Below are 16,359 nucleotides of genomic sequence, written 5' to 3'. Positions count from 1 at the left end.
CGATTGGCACACATCTATGAAATTCGCCGGGAACTGAGGCGTGTCCCTCGACGACTACTGCTCTGAACTCCCGGGTGCCGCGGGGTTCACCCCGACCCTGGATGCCGGCGCGGCCCCGCGCGCCCCGACACCCCCGAGGACAGCCGATGGTCAGCGCCCCCGACGTCTCCGAACCCGCAACCGCGGCCGGAGCCGCGACACGACGTCCCGCCAACGGGCACGGCTTCGGGCCGCTGCTGCTACGTCTTCACTTCTACGCCGGCCTCCTGGTCGCGCCGTTCATCCTGGTCGCTGCCATCACCGGCCTGATGTTCACCATGGCGCCGACTCTCGACCGGATCGTCTACAGCGAGGAACTCGTCGTCACCGACCCCGGCGAGACCCCCACGCCGCTGGCGCAGCAGGTCGCAGCCGCACGCACCGCACACCCCGACGGCGACCTGATCGGCGTACGCGTCGGCGAAGGCGAAGCCACCACCCAGGTCGACTTCTCCTCGCCGCAGCTCAGCGAGGCCTCGGAGAAGGTTCACACCGTCTACGTCGACCCGTACACCGCCGAGGTCACGGGCCAGTTGACCACCTGGGCCAACGCGACACCGTTGAACACCTGGCTGGACCAGTTCCACCGCGACCTGCACCTGGGCAAGCCCGGCGAGCTCTACTCCGAGTTCGCCGCCAGCTGGCTGTGGATCCTCGCCCTCGGCGGTGCCGTGCTGTGGTGGCGACGGCAGCGCGGCAACCGCACCGCCAAGCGACTGCTCACCCCCGACCTCGCCGCGAAGAAAGGGGTACGCCGCACCCGTAGCTGGCACGCCTCCCTCGGAGTGTGGCTGCTCGCCGGCCTGCTGGTCCTGTCCGCGACCGGCCTGACCTGGTCCGGCTACGCCGGCGCCAACTTCAGCGCGGCGGTCGACGCGCTCAAGGGCAGCCGGCCCGCCGTGAACACCGCCCTCGACAGCAGGGCCCCAGCAGACACCGCGGCCCACCACGGCAACTCCGGCGCCGGCACGGCGGTCGACGTGGCGGCTGTCGACACCGTCCTGGCCGGCGCCCGCGCCGCCGGACTCGACGGACCGGTGCAGATCAACCCGCCCGAGGACGCCGCCACCGCGTGGAAAGTCACCCAGAACGACTCGCTGTGGCCGGTCCGCAGCGACAGCGTCGCCGTCGACACGACCGGCCAGGTCACCGACCGGGTCGACTTCGCCGACTGGCCGGTGCCGGCCAAGCTCACCTCCTGGGGCATCAACGCTCACATGGGCCTGCTGTTCGGCCCGGCCAACCAGATCATCCTGGCCGCCCTCGCCCTCGGCCTCATCACCGTGATCGTCTGGGGCTACCGCATGTGGTGGCAGCGCCGCCCCACCCGCGCCGACCGCCGCGCAACATTCGGAGCCCCACCCGCTCGTGGCGCATGGCAGCAGCTGCCGCCCTGGGGCATTGTCGTCGGCGTCCCCGCCGTGATCGCCCTGGGATTCGCGCTCCCGCTCTTCGGAATCCCGCTGCTGGCCTTCCTCGCCCTCGACCTGATCACCGGAGCCGTACGCGGGCGCCGCAAGCCGCCGGAGGCGCCTGTCTCCCCCGCCCCTGCCGGCAGCTGACCAGTCCGCCCACGGCAGGTCAGCAGGCCGCAGACTGCTCTTACGACGACCCTTCACGCCGGTGCGGCCCGGCCGGATCAGAGTCTGCCGCGCACCTCGACGTCGCCCGGGCCGTACTCGCCGGTAACCGGCTGGGCGTCGAGTCCCGCCGACCGCAGGATGTCGATCATCGCCTGGCGCATGATGCCGGTGACCCGGCCGAGGTGCTCGAGTGCCGGGGACCCGGGGTCCGTCAGCATGGCCTGCGCGGCCCCGGCCAGCAGTTCCTCGGCCGGTGTCCAGGCGACCAGCACCACGCTGCCGGACGCCTGGACGCTGAAGCCGCCGGGATCGTCGTCGCCGAGCACACGGGCGGGCAGGCCGGCGAGACGCAGCGCCCGCTCGACGTCGCCCGCCGACAGAGAACCAGTCATGGGAGGCGACTCTAGCTGGTGGCCCTGCTGGCCTTGGCGATGAAGTAGGCGAGCAGCTTGTTGGCCGAGTCGTTGATGATCGGATTGTCACCCCACGGCACCGACCAGGTGATCTTGGCGTCGGGGGCCAGGTAGGCGGGCAGCTTGCCGGCGCAGACCGGGCACGGCTGGCGTTCGCTGTAGAGCGCGGTGATCTTTCCGAGACCTGGGTTGGTCTTCTTCAGCTCCTCGATCTGCGCGAGGATGTCGTCCTCGGAATGGAACCCGTTGCCCCGGCTGAAGCCCACGATCAGGCCGTCGTATCCCTCGACCCGAGCCACTGCCACGTTACCGCCGGGGAACTCTATGCTGCCCGCCGGGAAGCCGGCCTCGCCCCGGGCTGCGAAAGCGCGCCGGCTCAGCTCATCGAGGTTGTAGGGCACCAGGGATGTGCAATTGGGCGCCGCGGCGGCCTTCGCCATCGCGCGCAGGCAGGGCGGCAGGCCGACGATCTTCAGCCGGGACAGGTTGGCGAGCTGGAGCTCGGCCTCGGCGGCCTTCGCGGCCTTGCCGGCCAGGTACAGGCCCTTGAGGGCGCGGAAGCCCGCGCTGACCAGCTTGCCGACACCGACGAAGATGAGCGACTCGAGCGCGACGCGTCCGATGTGGAGCAGGGTGTCAGCGAGGGACTGGTCGCCTTTGATGTGCTTGAAGACGTTGAGCCCGACGTCCCCCAGGGTGAGCAGGGTTCCCGCCACGATCCCGCAGACCACAGTGGCGATGCATCCGGCCACCACGGTGACGGCGACCGGCGCGAGCATGGCCATCATGCCCTTGACCGCCTCGGCGAAGAAGAGCAGCGGCTGCATGCCGCTGAACGCCGGGTCGAGCACGGAATGCAGGCAGTTCTGGTAAAGCCGGCTGTTCTCCGGATAGATGCCGCAGAAACCGGCGTTCTTGTACGCCCGGTTGGCGAGCTCGGCGGGGTCGCCGATCACGTTCGCCGCGCAGTTCTTCCACCACTTGCCGCTCTGGCCGGTCAGCAGCTTCTCGAGCTCGGGGGCCGGCCCTTCGGCATACTCGGCGTGGCAGGCCAGGAGCTCCGAGTTGCGCTCGAAGAGATACGTGTTGTACGCGTCGTTGGCCGCGGCGGCGGCCAGGTCGGCGTCCTTGCCGGCCGCCACCGCCGAGTCGTAGGCGGCCTTGGCCGACGTCTGCGCCTTCTCGGCCGAGGCGACAGCACTCTCGTACGACGCCACGGCCCAAGACGCGGAACGAACCGCGCTGCGCGCCGACGACACCGCCCGGGTGGCGGCGGCGCGCGCCGTGGCGACCGCGTCGGCGGCCTTCTGCACCGAGGCCGCTGCCTGGTTCGCGTAGGTGTTGGCCTGGTTCGCGTACTGTGCGGCCTGCTCGGCCGACTGCGCTGCCTGGTTCGCGTAGTTCACGGCCGCGACGGCGTCGCCGCGGGCCCGGGCCGCCATCGACTGCGCCTGCAACGCGTCGCCGACCGCCGTCTCGGCGATCTGGTGAATGCGCTGCACCATCCCGGCGACCTGGACGATGTGCGCGGCCGCGGTGGCGTCCCGCTCGATCGCGGTGTAGCGGCCTGTGTCGAGGAACTCGGCGAGCGCCGGCGGCGGCCCGTCCAGCGCAACCTGGGCGGCTGCTCTGAGCTCGGGTCCGCTGCCGGGGTCGCTGATGATCTGGTTGACCCGGACTCGCTGCCCGGTCGCGGCCGCCGTGTACTGCCCGTCGTCCAGAAAGCCGCGCAGGGCCGCGAGGGTCTCTTCGTCCAGGGCGGCCTGTGCCGCCTGGGCCAGGACCACGTCGTTGTCGCGGACGGCGGCGGCCCGGATCTGGTTGACCTTGAGCCGGTCGTCGGTGTAGCGGCCCGGATAGCTCTGACTCTGCAGGAACTGCGACACCTGGGCGTCGCTGCCGGCCAGCGCGGCCTTTGCGGCAGCGGCCAGCTTCGGGTTGTCGGAGATGCCGATGTCCATCACCGCGGCGCGGTCGTCCTGGGCCGCGGCCGTGGCCACTACCGTCCGCGCGTACTGCAGGACCTCGGCGTCGGTGCCGGTCAGGGCGCCCAGGGCGGCCTGGCGCGACCAGGCGCCGGGACCGCTCGCGATGGCCAGCGCGGCCCGGCGTGCGCTGGTTACGGCGATCGCCGGGTCGGTGGCCGGGTTCTGCGCCAAGGCAAGCAGGCGGTTGGTCTCCGCCGTCCGTTGCGCGTACTGGCCGGCATCCCAGTCCGCAGCCCGGCGCTGGGCGTCGTACTCGGCGCTCGCGGCGCGGGCGTCCTCGAGGGCTTCATCGCGGACGACGGCCAGCCGCTCGGCGTCGGCGACCCGGGCCGCGTCGAAGACCATCTGCGCCTGGGCCGCGGTGCCGACGGCCGCCGTGGCGGCCGTGGTCGCGGCCTGGGCCGCGGCGGTGGCCCGGTTGGCCGCCTCGGCCGCCTCGCCGGCGTGCTCGGCCGCTTCGATGGCCGCCACTGCGGCGGCCTCCGCGTGGTCGGCAGCGCGGCGGGCGGCGTCGCGGGAGGCGAAGGCCGCGTCGATCGCCACCTGCAGGTAGCCCTCCGCGGCGTTGGCGGCCCGGACGGCACGTTCGGCGTTGGCCCGGGCCCGGGCCGCCGCGGCGATGGCCTCCCGCGCGTCGGCACCGGCGTTCTTGGCGTATTGGACCGCCTGGTCGTTGGCGGCAGCGGCTTCCTTCGCGTGCTGGGCGGCGGACTTCGCCGCGGCGACCGCGCTGTGCCCGGCCTGGATGGCCTTGCCGGCCTGGTCTGCCGTGTCCGCGAACTCGCGGGCCTTCTTGGCCATGTCGCGGGCGGTCTGCGCGGCCTGCCGGGCGGTCGCGGCCTTGGTGGCATCCGTGGCGGCGTCTGCGGCTGCCCGGTAGGCGCTGGTCGCCGCCTGCTCGGCGCGTGACGCGGCCGACGCGGCACGCTGGGCGGCGGTCGCCGCCGCCCGGGCGGCCCGATTGGCGGCCGCGGCGGCCTGCACCGCCACCTTCGCCGAGGCGGCGGCCTTCTGCGCGGCGTCCGCGGCCCGCTTCGCCTGGGCTGCGGCCTCGGCGGTGTCGTTGCGGGCGGCATCGGTCGCCGCGGCCGCCTCGGCTGCGGCCTTACGAGCCGCCTCGGCCGCGGCACGGGCCTTCTCGGCCTCCTCGGTGGCCCGCTGGGTCTCCTGGGCTGCCAGCGTTCCGGCGGCCTCCGCCTGGGCGAGCAGCCCGGTCAGGGTTGCGGTCTCCTCGTCCCACGACGCGGCGACCGCCCAGCCGTACTCCAGGAAGGACTCGAGCGCCTCGGCCGTGCCGGCGTCGAGGGCCCGCTGGCCGGCCGTCCGGACCTCCGGGCCGCCGGTCTGCATGGCCTGGTTGACCCGTAGCCGTTGATCGGTCTGCCATTGCGCCTGCCAGCCGGTATCCAAGAACTGACGGAGCTTCGCCGGGCTCTCCGAGTCCAGGGCCTGCTGACCGGCCTGCTTGACCTGGTCGCCACCCACGGCCATGAGCTGGTTGACCCGGACACGGGCGTCGATCTCGGAAGCGGATCGCCAGCCGTGGTCGAGGAAGGCGGCCAGGACGTCATCGTCAGCGGTGTCCAGCGCCGTGCGGGCCGCGGCCCGCACGGCCGGGCCACTGTCGCCGATGGCGGCGAGGACGGCGTCGCGCTCGTCCTGCCGCTGGGCCCGCGCGGCCCCGCCGTCGAGAAAGGCGCGTATCTGGTCGTCGCCACCGGTGAGCGCGGCCTCGGCGGCGCGGCGCACCTGTGCGCCGCCGTCCTGCCAGGCCAGCAACACCGCCGAGCGGTCGGCCGTGATCGGTGGGTCCTCGGCCCGGGCTGGTGCGGCGCGCAGCAGGCCGGCGAACACCGCCAGGGCGGCGAGCACGGCGATGAGGCTGCGGCGGACCGGCGCGGGCGTGGAAAAGCGCGTCATGACGACTCCATCCCCTTACGAGCATCAGTGCCAAGCGGCGGTTCAGCCGGCGGTCAGCACCCGCGGCCATTCCCAAGCACCGGGACCGGAGTCCCACGCCTGCGCGGGCTGGGCGGTCGCGTCGACGGCGGTGAACCGCCACAGCTTGATCTGGGAGTTGCCGTAGTCGTAGAAGGCGGCGAGGTCCGACTTGCCGTTGCCGTCGAAGTCGCCGGTCACGGCCTTGGCCTTGGCCGCGTTCCAGTTGTTCGGGCCGCCTTCCCAGGCCTGCGCCACGCTCGCCGCGGTGGCGACATCGGTGAAGCGGAACAGCCGGGTGTGCGCGTTGCCGTAGTCGTAGAACGCGGCGATGTCGGTTCGTCCATCGCCGTCGAAGTCGCCGGGCAGCGGGGTGAGCCGGCTGCCCTCCCACGCGCCCGCACCGGAGTCCCAGACCTGGGTGACGGGCACCGTGGATCCGGCGACATCGCGGAACAGGAACAGCCGGGTCAGGGCGCCGTCGGAGGCGTAGTAGGCGGCGATCTCGGTCTTGCCGTCGCCGTCGAAGTCCCCGGGCACGGCCTTCATCCGGTTCCAGTCCCAGGCGCCCACGCCGGAGTCCCAGACCTGACGGGCCGTCGTGCCGGTGTCGATGTTGTCGAAGAGCCACAGCCTGGTCAGCGAGTTGTCGTAGTTGTAGTAGGCCGCGATCTCGGTCTTGCCGTCACCGTCGAAGTCCCCGGGCACGGCCTTCATCCGGTTCGAGTCCCAGCCGCCGGCCGCGGAGCTCCACACCTGGACCGGTGCGACACCGGTGCCCGTGACGCCGCGGAACAGGAACAGCCGGCTGAGGCCGCTGCCGTAGTTGTAGAAGGCGGCCACGTCGGTCGTGCCGTTGCCGTCGAAGTCGCCCGAGATCGGCCGGGTGCGAGCGGCCTCCCAGTTACCGGTGCCGGAATCCCAAGCGAGCCGCGGGGCGGCCGCCTGCGGGCCGCCGACGCCCTGGAACAGAAACATCCGGGTCAACGCGTTGTTGTAGTTGTACAGCACGGGAACCGTGCCGGCGTCAACGCCGGGCTGGTCGGCGCGTACCCGGAGGTTGCGGAACCGGACCTTCGGGTGGGCCGCATCGGCCCGCAGCCCGAGGAAGCCGGAGGCCAGCAAGAGGGACGGGTCGCTGACGGTGAAGTCGTCGACGAGCGTGCTGTTGATCCGCACCGTGACCCGCCGTTGTGCCACCGTGATCTCCAGCGCGTTCCAGACTCCGGCCGAGGCGCCGGCCGTGCCGCCGGTGGTTGTCCGGACCGGGACACCCCGGGTGCCGGCAGCGTCGGTGACGCGCGGGAGGCCGACGACGACACCGGCATCGGCGTCCGCGGCCGCCGGGTTGAAGTCCAGGCGCAGCGTGTACGCGGCAGGCATGCGCCGCGCGGTGTACTGCGCGAGCGCGGCGCCGCCTGTCAGCGACAGCTCGCATTGGGCCTCGGTGACCTTGCCGGCGCCGACCACGGACCACGGGCTCGCCGATGCGCTCCCGTCCTCACGCAGCGCCGTGAAGCCCTCCTCCACCGGCGCCCGGCAGGCGTCGAGGGTCTGGGTCCGGATCCAGCCGGCGATGTCGTCGGTGCGCGTGGTGACGGCCACGTCCCGGCTCTCGGTCACGCCCGCGCAGCCGGTCTGCCACGACCGCGAATGCACGCCGGCCAACCGGTACTCACCGTCCACCTCGACGAAGGCCGGCCCGCCGGCATCGCCGGAGCAGGTACTGGTCGTGGTGCCTGCCGCTCGGGCCAGCTCGACCGTGCCGGCCGAGGTGCCCGTGACCGTGAACGTTCCGAGCCACAGTTGGTCGCCCGGCCATCCGTCAGCTCCGCGTCCGTACCCCGCGGCCTGCACCGTCGCGGCCGGCCCCGGCGCGGTGTCGGCCAGGCCGATCGGAGTGATGCCGGTGGCCGGCTCGGCGAGCCGGGCCAGGACCAGGTCACGGTCCGCCCGGGGCACGACCTCCACCACCTCGGACGTGTGGCCGCCGCCGTTGCGCAGGTCGGCCCGCCCGACGACCACATGCGTCTCCTGCGGCGGCGCCCCGGCGGTGACCGCGCCGTCGCCGTAGCAGCCCTTGGCGGTAGCCACCCATCGAGGTGCGATCAGGACCCCGGCGCAGCCGCGGTCACCCGCGAGCACCCTCGCGACGAACGGATGGGACGACAGCGCGCCGGCCGGGCCGTTGTCGGCGACTACCAGCCGCAGCAGCGTGGTCGGTGAGCCGTGCGGGTCGGCGCCCAGGCCGACCTGGGTGCTGCCGTCGGGGTCGACCTCGACACTGACTGCTTCGCCGTCGTCGGTGCGCAGGTCGGCACTGATCTCGTGTCCGGCGCCGGTGCGAAGGCCGTCACCGCGGATCTCGTACACCCCCGGAACCTGCAGGGTGAGCAGCCCGGTCGGGCCGGAGACCCGGAAGCAGACCCGGCCGATGCCGTCCGCGCCGATCGCCTCGTCAGTGGTGTAGACCTTCACCAGGCCGATGTCGCCGGACACCGGGGTCGCGCAGCTCACCAGCCGGATGTGCCCGTCACCGGCGATCAGCCGGACGTTCTGCTCGGCGAGGATCTGCGCCGCGCCCGGATAGGGGAGATCGTCGGCCAGGACCGGTTGGCCGTCGGCCGCCTCGGCCGTGGCGGCGCCGACCACGAGCACTCCTGATGCGACAGCGACCACGGCCGCCGTCAACCAGGACAGTTTTCGGCGCCCAGGCAGAAACGTACGCATTGAGATGCACCCCCGTGCTGTCGATGCCGTGACTTGGGAAGGTAAAGCGCGGCGCATCGACGGACAACCCCGCCTCCGGCGCGCGGAAATGCCTTTCAGGCCCCTCGCAGGAGCGTGACGAGCATCAATACGTCAATTGATCTCCCTCGAAGGCTCCCGCGATTCGCCCGTATTCGCGTCCGGAAGAAAAAGAGCGCGGGTGGCGCCTCCGGCCGGGCGGTTGAAACGTCCCGGCCGAAGCAGTCGTCGCGTTGCGAATGAGCAAGCGGGGTGGCGGCGTCCCCGCACGCGTGACCAGGCGCGGGCGGCGAACTGCTTGCCATCGCTGCTGGTGACATGGCGTCCGATCAGCCACACCGGGCTGACGTACGGGAACCGCAGGCCGGGCGACTCCGCGATGATCGATCACCGGCCATCCCGTCCGTTGGCGCGGCGAACTTTCTCCGGGGTCGAAGCGGTAGTACGGTGACGACAGGTGCGCCGGGAAGCCTGGTCGGCAGTCAGTGATCCATGCCGACGGAAAGGCTTACCCGTGACCGACATTCCTGCGCTGCGCGCTGCTGGCTTGACGAAGCGCTACGGCGCTCTGACCGCGTTGGATGCCTTGCACTTGGACGTGCGGCCTGGTGAGGTGTTCGGCTTTCTCGGCCCTAACGGCGCCGGCAAGTCCACCACGATCCGGCTGCTGCTCGGCCTGGCCCGGCCGAGCGCCGGGCGCGCCGAAGTGTTCGGTGTCGACGCCGCTGACGTCGCCCGCTCCCATCGGTCGCTGGCCTACGTGCCGGCCGATGTGGCGCTGTGGCCGCAGCTCACCGGAGCCGAGATCCTGCATCTGCAGGCCCGCACCGGGCCGGGCACCGACCTTGCTTATCGCGACGAGCTGATCGAGCGGTTCGACCTCGACCCGGCCAAGCCTGCGCGCGCCTATTCGACCGGCAACCGGCAGAAGGTCGCCCTGATCGCCGCGTTCGCCACCCGGGCGCCGCTGCTGGTGCTCGACGAGCCGACCAGCGGCCTCGACCCGCTCATGGAGCGCGAATTCCGCACGGCAGTCCGCGAGGCCTGCGACCGGGGGCAGACCGTCTTTCTGAGCTCACACCAGCTCGCCGAGGTCGAAGCCGTCTGCGATCGGGTCGCCATCCTGCGGGCCGGGCGTCTCGTCGAGGTCGCCACCATCAACCAGTTGCGGGCCTTGCACCGTTCCGAGGTCACCGTCTCCTTCACCGGTCCGGCGCCCGAACTGAGCCCGGTTCCGGGTGTCGAGGCGGTCACTGCCACCGGTGACGGCCGGCTGCGGTTCACCCTGACCGGGCCGCCCGCGCCTGCCCTGCGCTGCCTGGCCACGGCCGAGGTAACCGCCCTGGCGGTACGGGAACCAAGTCTCGAGGAGATCTTCCTCGACTACTACGGCACGGAGACCGGCCGATGAGCACCGCCGTCGTGCGCCCGCCGGCTCCCGGCCGGGCGGTGACGGGTCTGGCGGTCCGCCAGGTCCGCCCCAGTGGGCTCATCGTCACGGTCCTGGCCGGGGGCATGACCGCACTGGTCGCGACCACCTTCAACCAGGTGATGGCCGACCCGGCCGCCGCCGGGAGCCTGCAAGCTCTCGCCGCCAACCCGGCTGTCCGCACGCTGTTCGGCGAGCCGATCGGTCTCGACACGGCCGGCGGGTTCACCGTGTGGCGAGTCGGCACGGTCACCGCGGTGCTCCTGGGGGCCTGGGCCATTCTGGCGACCACCCGCATCACGCGCGGTGAGGAGGACGCCGGCCGGTGGGACGTCCTGCTGTCCGGCCGCGTCACGCTGAAGGGTGCGGTGGTCCGGCATCTGGCCGCTGTCATGATGGTCTCGGTCGTCACCGCCGGAGTGATCGTGGGCGCGCTGGTGACTGCCGGCACAGCACCGTCCGGAGCGCTCGTGCACGGTATCGGGACCGGCCTGGTCGGGCTGTTCTTCGCCGCTACCGCGACCCTGGCCGCGCAGATTTTTCCCGCTCGCACAGCGGCCACTGGCACAGCCGCCGCGGTCCTGGGCGTCACGCTGCTCGCCCGCATGATCGGCGACGGGGTGGATTCGCTGAGCGGGCTGCGCTGGCTGTCCCCGTTCGGGCTGGCCGCGCTGAGCGGCCCGTACGTGCACAACTGGGTCGCGCCCCTGCTGGTCCTGCTGGCCGCGACCGTCGTCGTGACGCTGGCGGCGGTCGCAGCCGCCGGACGACGCGAGGTACGCGGTGGGCTGGTCGCCGGGCAAACCCGTCGCCGGCCCCGGCTGCGCCTGCTGGGCAGCGTGGAAGGTTTCGCGGTGCGACGAGTGGTGCGGGTGTTGTCCGGCTGGGCGCTCGGCATCGGCGCCTATTACCTGCTCATCGGGCTGACCGCGGTTTCGGTGACCGAGTTCCTGGCCGACAACCCCGCCTTGGCCGGCCAGGCCGAGAAGGCCGGGTTCACCGGACTCGGCAGTGTCGCCGGGTTCGCCGCCACGCTGTTCGCGCTGCTCGCCATGCCCGTTGGGGGCTTCACCGCCGTCCGCATGGGCGAGTTCGTTGCGGCGGAGACAGACCGCCGGCTCGCCCTGCTGGCCGCTCAGCCGGTCGGCCGGGCCCGGCTGATCGGCGCTGAGATCACCGCGGCCGCCGTGGCCGCCGCCCTGCTGGTCACCGTGGCCGGCTTGGCCACGTGGGCGGGAGTCAAGGCCATCGGTGGCGACCTCCCTGTGACGGCGGCCCTGCACGGCGTGTGGAACACCACGCCGGTGATCCTGATCGGTCTGGGAGCGGCCGTCCTGGCGACCGGCTGGGCGCCCCGATGGGTGGGCGTCATCGGCGGCCTTCCCACGCTCGGCGGCTTCCTGCTGCTCGTCACCGCCGAAAGCATCGCCGCGCCGGCATGGGTACGCGACCTCTCCCCCTACGCGCACCTGGCGCCCGTGCCCCTGACCGGCGTCGACTGGCTCCCCACCGCCGTCATGCTCGGTGTGGCCGTGGCCCTGACAGTTGCCGGTATCGCAGGTTACCGGTCCCGCGACCTGCGATCCTGACGTACAACCTGGATCACAGCGCACCCGCCGCCGACCCGGTAGGGTAACTCCTGGTGCGCCGGGAAGTCTGGTCGGCAAGTGCTGACCCGACCCCAAAAAATGGGAGCCCGACCTGTGACCCAGGCACCTCGTCTCTTCAGCCGCGGATCGTGGACCGAAGCCCGCCGCATCGCCGACGTCCTGCGCAAGGAAACGATCGGCGGCGTCCTGCTGCTGCTCGGCACGGTGATAGCGCTGGTCTGGGCCAACTCCCCCTGGTCCGAACGCTACGACGCCCTGGTCGCTTACAAGATCGGCCCGTCCGCGCTGCACCTCGACCTCTCGCTGGGCACCTGGGCCGCCGACGGATTGCTGGCGATCTTCTTCTTCGTCGCCGGCCTGGAACTCAAACGCGAATTCGTCGCCGGCGACCTGCGCGACCCCCGACGGGCCGCCGTTCCCGTCGCGGCCGCTCTGGGTGGCGTCATCGTGCCGGCGCTCTGTTACGTCGTGCTCAACCTTGGCGGCGCGCTCAAGGGCTGGGCCATCCCCACCGCCACCGACATCGCCTTCGCCCTGGCCGTGCTCGCCGTCATCGGCAGGTTCCTGCCCTCGGCGCTACGCACCTTCCTGCTGACCCTGGCCGTGGTCGACGACCTGCTGGCCATTCTCATCATCGCGGTCTTCTACACCGCCAACCTCTCGATCATTCCGCTGCTGGCCGCGCTCGTGCCCCTGGGCCTGTTCACCCTGCTGGTGCAGCGACGCGTCCGCTCGTGGTGGCTGCTGCTACCGCTCGCCTTCGCTGCCTGGACCCTGGTGCACGAATCCGGAGTGCACGCCACCGTCGCCGGCGTGCTGCTCGGCTTCGCCGTGCCAGTTCTGCGCCACGACGGCGGCGACGGCCCCGGACTCGCCGAGCACTTCGAGCACCGCTTCCGCCCCCTGTCCGCCGGCGTGGCCGTCCCGATCTTCGCGTTCTTCGCCGCCGGCGTCACCGTCGGCGGCTTCGACGGACTCACCTCGGCGATCACCGACCCGATCGCCCTGGGCATCATGGCCGGCCTGATCGTCGGCAAACCCATCGGCATCACCCTGGCCACCTGGCTCACCGCCCGGTTCACCCGCGCCAAGATGGACACCGGGCTGGCCTGGATCGACGTCGTCGGCCTGGCCATGCTCGGCGGCATCGGCTTCACCGTCTCCCTGCTCATCGGTGAACTCGCCTTCGGCACCGGCAGCGAAAGCGACGATCACGTCAAAGTCGCCGTACTGCTCGGCTCGCTGGCCGCGGCGCTGATGGCCACCGTTGTTCTGCGGATGCGCAACCGCACCTACCGGCAGCTGTACGAGGCCGAGCAGGTCGACCGTAACCGCGACAACATTCCCGACGTCTACCAGCAGTGAGCCGAACGCGGCGGTCAAGGGGTACAGGAAAATTGATGCGGAAGCTCCGCCGTCACCAAGGACCGCGACGATGAGCGTTGCCGGCATCGTGCGCCGCATCTCCGAGGGCGGGCAGCTACCGCGCACCGACCGGACACTTCGCCTGGACCACCGGGTCCGGACGATCCTGGTCACCGAGACCCGCGGCGCCGCGGCACTTCTCGCCGCCACCGTGCTCGCACTGGTCTGGGCCAACCTCCCCGGCGGCAGCTACGAGGCGATGTGGGGGACCGAGTTCACCATCGGGTTCGGCGACGCGCACCTCGCCGAGGACCTGCGCCATTGGGTCAACGACGGCCTGATGGTGTTCTTCTTCCTGCTCGCCGGCATGGAGATCCGCCGCGAACTGAGCTTCGGCGATCTGCGCGACCGCCGAGCGGCGCTGGTCCCCATCCTGGCCGCCGGCGGCGGCATGGTGGTGCCGGCAGTCGTCTTCGCGGTCATCACGGTGGGCACTCCGGCCCAGCACGCATGGGGCATGGCGATGGCCACCGACATCGCCTTCGCCCTCGGCGTCCTGGCGGTGATCGGTCCCCGCTGCCCGGCCAACGTCCGGGTCTTCCTGCTGACCCTCGCAGTCGTCGACGACATCGGCGCGATCCTGGTCATCGCGGTCGTCTACACCGAATCGCTGCATCTGGCGCCCCTGCTGGCCGCGGCGGCCCTGCTCGGCGTCGTCCTGGCCATGCGCGCCGCCGGGATCTGGCGGGCCACACCGTATTTCGTCGTCGGTGTCGCCCTGTGGGTGGCTACCGTCGAGTCGGGGCTGCACCCGACCATCGTCGGGGTGGCGTTCGGCCTGCTCACCCCGGCATTCCTGGCCCGCACAGCCGACCTGGACCGGCTCGAGCGGATCCTGCGGAAGTTCCGCCGCGAGCCCGGCCCGGAAGCCGCCCGGACACTGTCGATCGCGGCGCAGGGTGCGGTGTCGTCCAACGACCGGCTGCAGTACCTGCTGCGGCCGTGGAGCAGCCTGCTCATCGTGCCGCTGTTCGCGCTGGCCAACGCGGGCGTCGTGCTCAGCCCCGAGGTGCTGTCACGGGCGGTCACCTCACCGGTGACGCTGGGCGTGTTCGCCGGCCTGGTCGTGGGCAAGACGCTGGGCATCTGGGGCACCTCGGCGCTCGCCGTGCGTACGGGCCTGGGCCGGCTGCCCTCCGGCGTACGCCTGCCGCAGGTGCTGTCGGTCGGCGCCGTGGCCGGCATCGGCTTCACCGTGTCGCTGTTCATCGCCGAACTGGCCCTGACCGATGAGCAGGTCCGCGACGAAGCCAAGATCGGCATCCTGGCCGCCGCCGTCGCCGCGACCGGCCTCGGCTGGCTGCTGTTCCGGCTGACCGGCCGGCGCACCGCACCTGACGAGACCACCCTCCTCCAACCTGCGGTCGAAGCCTCCGGCGAGCACCACCGAGGCCCGCTCGACGCCCCTGTCGAACTGGTCCAGTTCGGCGACTACGAGTGCCCGTACTGCCGCCAAGCCGCTCCGGTCATCGCCGGCCTGCTCACCCGGCACCCGGCCCGCCTACGGTATGTCTGGCGGCACTTACCGCTGGACGACATCCACCCGTACGCTCGCCGAGCCGCCCAGGCTGCCGAAGCCGCCGCCGCGCAGGACAACTTCTGGACCGTCCACGACCGGCTGCTCGCCGCCGACGACCTCGACGAGGGAGCGCTGGCCGAGATCGCACGTTCGGCCGGTCTGGACGTGTCCCGCTTCCTCGTCGACCTGGACACAGCCGTCATCGCCGCCCAGGTCGAGGCCGACGTGCGCAGCGCCCACGACAGCGGCGCCGAGGGCACGCCCACATTCTTCCTCAACGGCGCCCGAGTCGACGGCACGCTCGACGAGGTGAGCGCCGCCGTGGAACGGGCGCTCGAAGTCGTTGCGTCATGAGGAAATCGCCACGTAGGGGGACGAAGAGCGAGCAGTGTCCGCTGGTCCGGTGCTCAGGTCCGGGGCCGCGGATCGAAGTACCACCGCGTGCGCCCTGGTAGGAGGATCGATTCGTGAGTGAGCGTGTGCCGGCTCCGATGGACGCCGATGTCGATCTGCATGTTCCGGCCGTGCGCACCCAGCTTCGGCAGAGTCCGTGGCCGGTGCTGGCGTCGATTTCCGCTGGTGGTGTGTGCGGTGCGTGGTCCCGGTACGGGCTTGGTCTGCTGTGGCCGCATCCGGCCGGCGGGTTCCCGTGGGCGACGTTCGTGATCAACGTGTCGGGGTGCCTGCTGATCGGTGTGCTGATGGTGATCGTGAGCGAGGTCCTGCCGGGCCGGCGGCTGCTGCGACCGTTCGTCGGCGTGGGGGTGCTGGGCGGCTACACCACGTTCTCGACCTACGTCGTGGATGCGCACAAGGCGGTGGCGGCCGGTGTCCCGCAGCTGGGGTTGCTGTATCTGGCGGTCACTGTCGTCGGCGCGTTGCTCGCGGTGTGGGCCGGCACGGTAACGATGTCCGGTCTGGTGCGGTGGCGGTCGGCGAGGGTGGGTGAGCGGTGATGCGGTTGCAGGGGTCAGCGCTGCGGTTGACGGTGTTCGTGGGCGAATCCGACACGTGGCATCACAAGCCGCTGTACAGCGAGATCGTGCATCGGGCGCACCGGTGCGGGCTGGCCGGGGCGACGGTGCTGCGCGGTGTGGAGGGGTTCGGGGCGTCGAACCGGGTGCACACGACACGCCTGTTGTCGTTGTCGCAGGATCTGCCGGTCGCGGTGATCATCGTCGACGAGCCGGCGAAGGTCCGCGATTTCCTGCCGGAGCTCGACGAGTTGATCGCCGAGGGTCTGGTGATCGTCGACCCCGTCGAAGTTGTCCGCTACGTCGGCCGGGAGCCGCGGTGACCTGGTTGCTGGTGGCGGTGGGCGCGGCCGTCGGGGCACCGTTGCGGTATCTGACCGACCGGCTGATTCAGTCCCGGCACGACTCGGTGTTCCCGTGGGGCACCTTGACCGTCAACGTGGCCGGGTCGCTGCTGCTCGGTGTCGTGACCGGCCTGCCGACCGACTCTGCGGTGGCGGCGCTGGTCGGCACGGGTTTCTGCGGGGCACTGACCACGTATTCAACGTTCAGTTATGAGACGTTGCGGCTGCTGCAGGACGGCGCCCTGTTCTACGCGATGGTGAACGTGGTGGCATCGCTGGTGGCGGGGTTCGGTGCGGCGGCGCTGGGCCTGGTGGTGGCGCAGGCGTTCGGCTGAGCGGCGCCTGCATC

The 16,359-nt window shown here is 71.6% G+C and carries 11 protein-coding genes; 8 read left to right on the top strand and 3 right to left on the bottom strand.

Features of this window, described 5'->3' with window-relative positions:
* Nucleotides 1-146 precede the first annotated feature (146 nt).
* Complete coding sequence (locus tag C8E87_RS28610) at nucleotides 147-1,601, top strand: PepSY-associated TM helix domain-containing protein (RefSeq protein ID WP_133875947.1); 1,455 nt, start codon at nucleotides 147-149, stop codon at nucleotides 1,599-1,601.
* Nucleotides 1,602-1,678: 77 nt separating this feature from the next.
* On the opposite strand, the gene C8E87_RS28605 is transcribed toward C8E87_RS28610, so the two are convergent.
* Genes C8E87_RS28605 through C8E87_RS28595 form a run of 3 tightly spaced genes read right to left on the bottom strand, consistent with a single transcriptional unit; the run spans nucleotide 1,679 to nucleotide 8,691 of the window.
* On the bottom strand, nucleotides 1,679-2,014 hold the full coding sequence (locus tag C8E87_RS28605; RefSeq protein WP_133875946.1) for a hypothetical protein: 336 nt from the start codon (nucleotides 2,012-2,014) through the stop codon (nucleotides 1,679-1,681).
* An 11-nt stretch (nucleotides 2,015-2,025) separates the two neighbouring features.
* The gene (locus C8E87_RS28600) at nucleotides 2,026-5,943 is read right to left on the bottom strand and encodes a hypothetical protein (RefSeq protein ID WP_133875945.1); all 3,918 of its coding nucleotides are present in this window, start codon (nucleotides 5,941-5,943) and stop codon (nucleotides 2,026-2,028) included.
* Between the two features lie 42 nt (nucleotides 5,944-5,985).
* The gene (locus C8E87_RS28595) at nucleotides 5,986-8,691 is read right to left on the bottom strand and encodes a trypsin-like serine protease (protein WP_166661270.1); all 2,706 of its coding nucleotides are present in this window, start codon (nucleotides 8,689-8,691) and stop codon (nucleotides 5,986-5,988) included.
* 541 nt (nucleotides 8,692-9,232) lie between these two features.
* Here C8E87_RS28595 and C8E87_RS28590 point away from each other — a divergent pair.
* From C8E87_RS28590 to crcB, 7 genes are all read left to right on the top strand, one after another.
* Nucleotides 9,233-10,120 carry an ABC transporter ATP-binding protein gene (locus tag C8E87_RS28590; RefSeq protein WP_438866196.1) on the top strand — a complete coding sequence of 296 codons (888 nt, stop codon included), beginning with the start codon at nucleotides 9,233-9,235 and terminating at the stop codon, nucleotides 10,118-10,120.
* Nucleotides 10,117-11,727 (top strand): efflux permease Rv1217c-related protein, encoded by a 1,611-nt coding sequence (locus C8E87_RS28585; RefSeq protein WP_133875943.1) that lies wholly within the window; start codon nucleotides 10,117-10,119, stop codon nucleotides 11,725-11,727. The genes C8E87_RS28590 and C8E87_RS28585 overlap by 4 nt, the downstream gene beginning before the upstream one ends.
* Nucleotides 11,728-11,826: 99 nt before the next feature.
* Entirely contained in the window at nucleotides 11,827-13,113 is a 1,287-nt protein-coding gene (gene nhaA / locus C8E87_RS28580) for a Na+/H+ antiporter NhaA (protein ID WP_133875942.1), read from the top strand.
* Between the two features lie 70 nt (nucleotides 13,114-13,183).
* A complete protein-coding gene (nhaA, locus tag C8E87_RS28575; protein WP_133875941.1) occupies nucleotides 13,184-15,046 on the top strand; it encodes a Na+/H+ antiporter NhaA in 1,863 nt (620 codons plus the stop codon).
* Between the two features lie 113 nt (nucleotides 15,047-15,159).
* The gene (locus C8E87_RS28570; protein ID WP_239080327.1) at nucleotides 15,160-15,648 is read left to right on the top strand and encodes a fluoride efflux transporter FluC; all 489 of its coding nucleotides are present in this window, start codon (nucleotides 15,160-15,162) and stop codon (nucleotides 15,646-15,648) included.
* Complete coding sequence (locus C8E87_RS28565; RefSeq protein ID WP_239080346.1) at nucleotides 15,648-15,989, top strand: DUF190 domain-containing protein; 342 nt, start codon at nucleotides 15,648-15,650, stop codon at nucleotides 15,987-15,989. Before C8E87_RS28570 ends, C8E87_RS28565 begins: the two co-directional genes overlap by 1 nt.
* Complete coding sequence (crcB, locus tag C8E87_RS28560) at nucleotides 15,986-16,345, top strand: fluoride efflux transporter CrcB (protein ID WP_133875939.1); 360 nt, start codon at nucleotides 15,986-15,988, stop codon at nucleotides 16,343-16,345. The genes C8E87_RS28565 and crcB overlap by 4 nt, the downstream gene beginning before the upstream one ends.
* Nucleotides 16,346-16,359: the final 14 nt, after the last annotated feature.

The organism is Paractinoplanes brasiliensis, assembly GCF_004362215.1.
GTDB classification, from domain to species: domain Bacteria; phylum Actinomycetota; class Actinomycetes; order Mycobacteriales; family Micromonosporaceae; genus Actinoplanes; species Actinoplanes brasiliensis.
This window is presented reverse-complemented; position numbering and strand designations above follow the sequence as displayed.

Excerpts from the sequence above, each read along its gene's own strand:
- C8E87_RS28585 (WP_133875943.1), top strand. The coding sequence starts at position 10,117 with ATGAGCACCGCCGTCGTGCGCCCGCCGGCTCCCGGCCGGGCGGTGACG.
- C8E87_RS28595 (WP_166661270.1), bottom strand. The coding sequence starts at position 8,691 with ATGCGTACGTTTCTGCCTGGGCGCCGAAAACTGTCCTGGTTGACGGCG.
- nhaA (WP_133875941.1), top strand. The coding sequence starts at position 13,184 with ATGAGCGTTGCCGGCATCGTGCGCCGCATCTCCGAGGGCGGGCAGCTA.
- C8E87_RS28610 (WP_133875947.1), top strand. The coding sequence starts at position 147 with ATGGTCAGCGCCCCCGACGTCTCCGAACCCGCAACCGCGGCCGGAGCC.
- C8E87_RS28565 (WP_239080346.1), top strand. The coding sequence starts at position 15,648 with ATGCGGTTGCAGGGGTCAGCGCTGCGGTTGACGGTGTTCGTGGGCGAA.
- C8E87_RS28600 (WP_133875945.1), bottom strand. The coding sequence starts at position 5,943 with ATGACGCGCTTTTCCACGCCCGCGCCGGTCCGCCGCAGCCTCATCGCC.
- C8E87_RS28605 (WP_133875946.1), bottom strand. The coding sequence starts at position 2,014 with ATGACTGGTTCTCTGTCGGCGGGCGACGTCGAGCGGGCGCTGCGTCTC.
- nhaA (WP_133875942.1), top strand. The coding sequence starts at position 11,827 with ATGGGAGCCCGACCTGTGACCCAGGCACCTCGTCTCTTCAGCCGCGGA.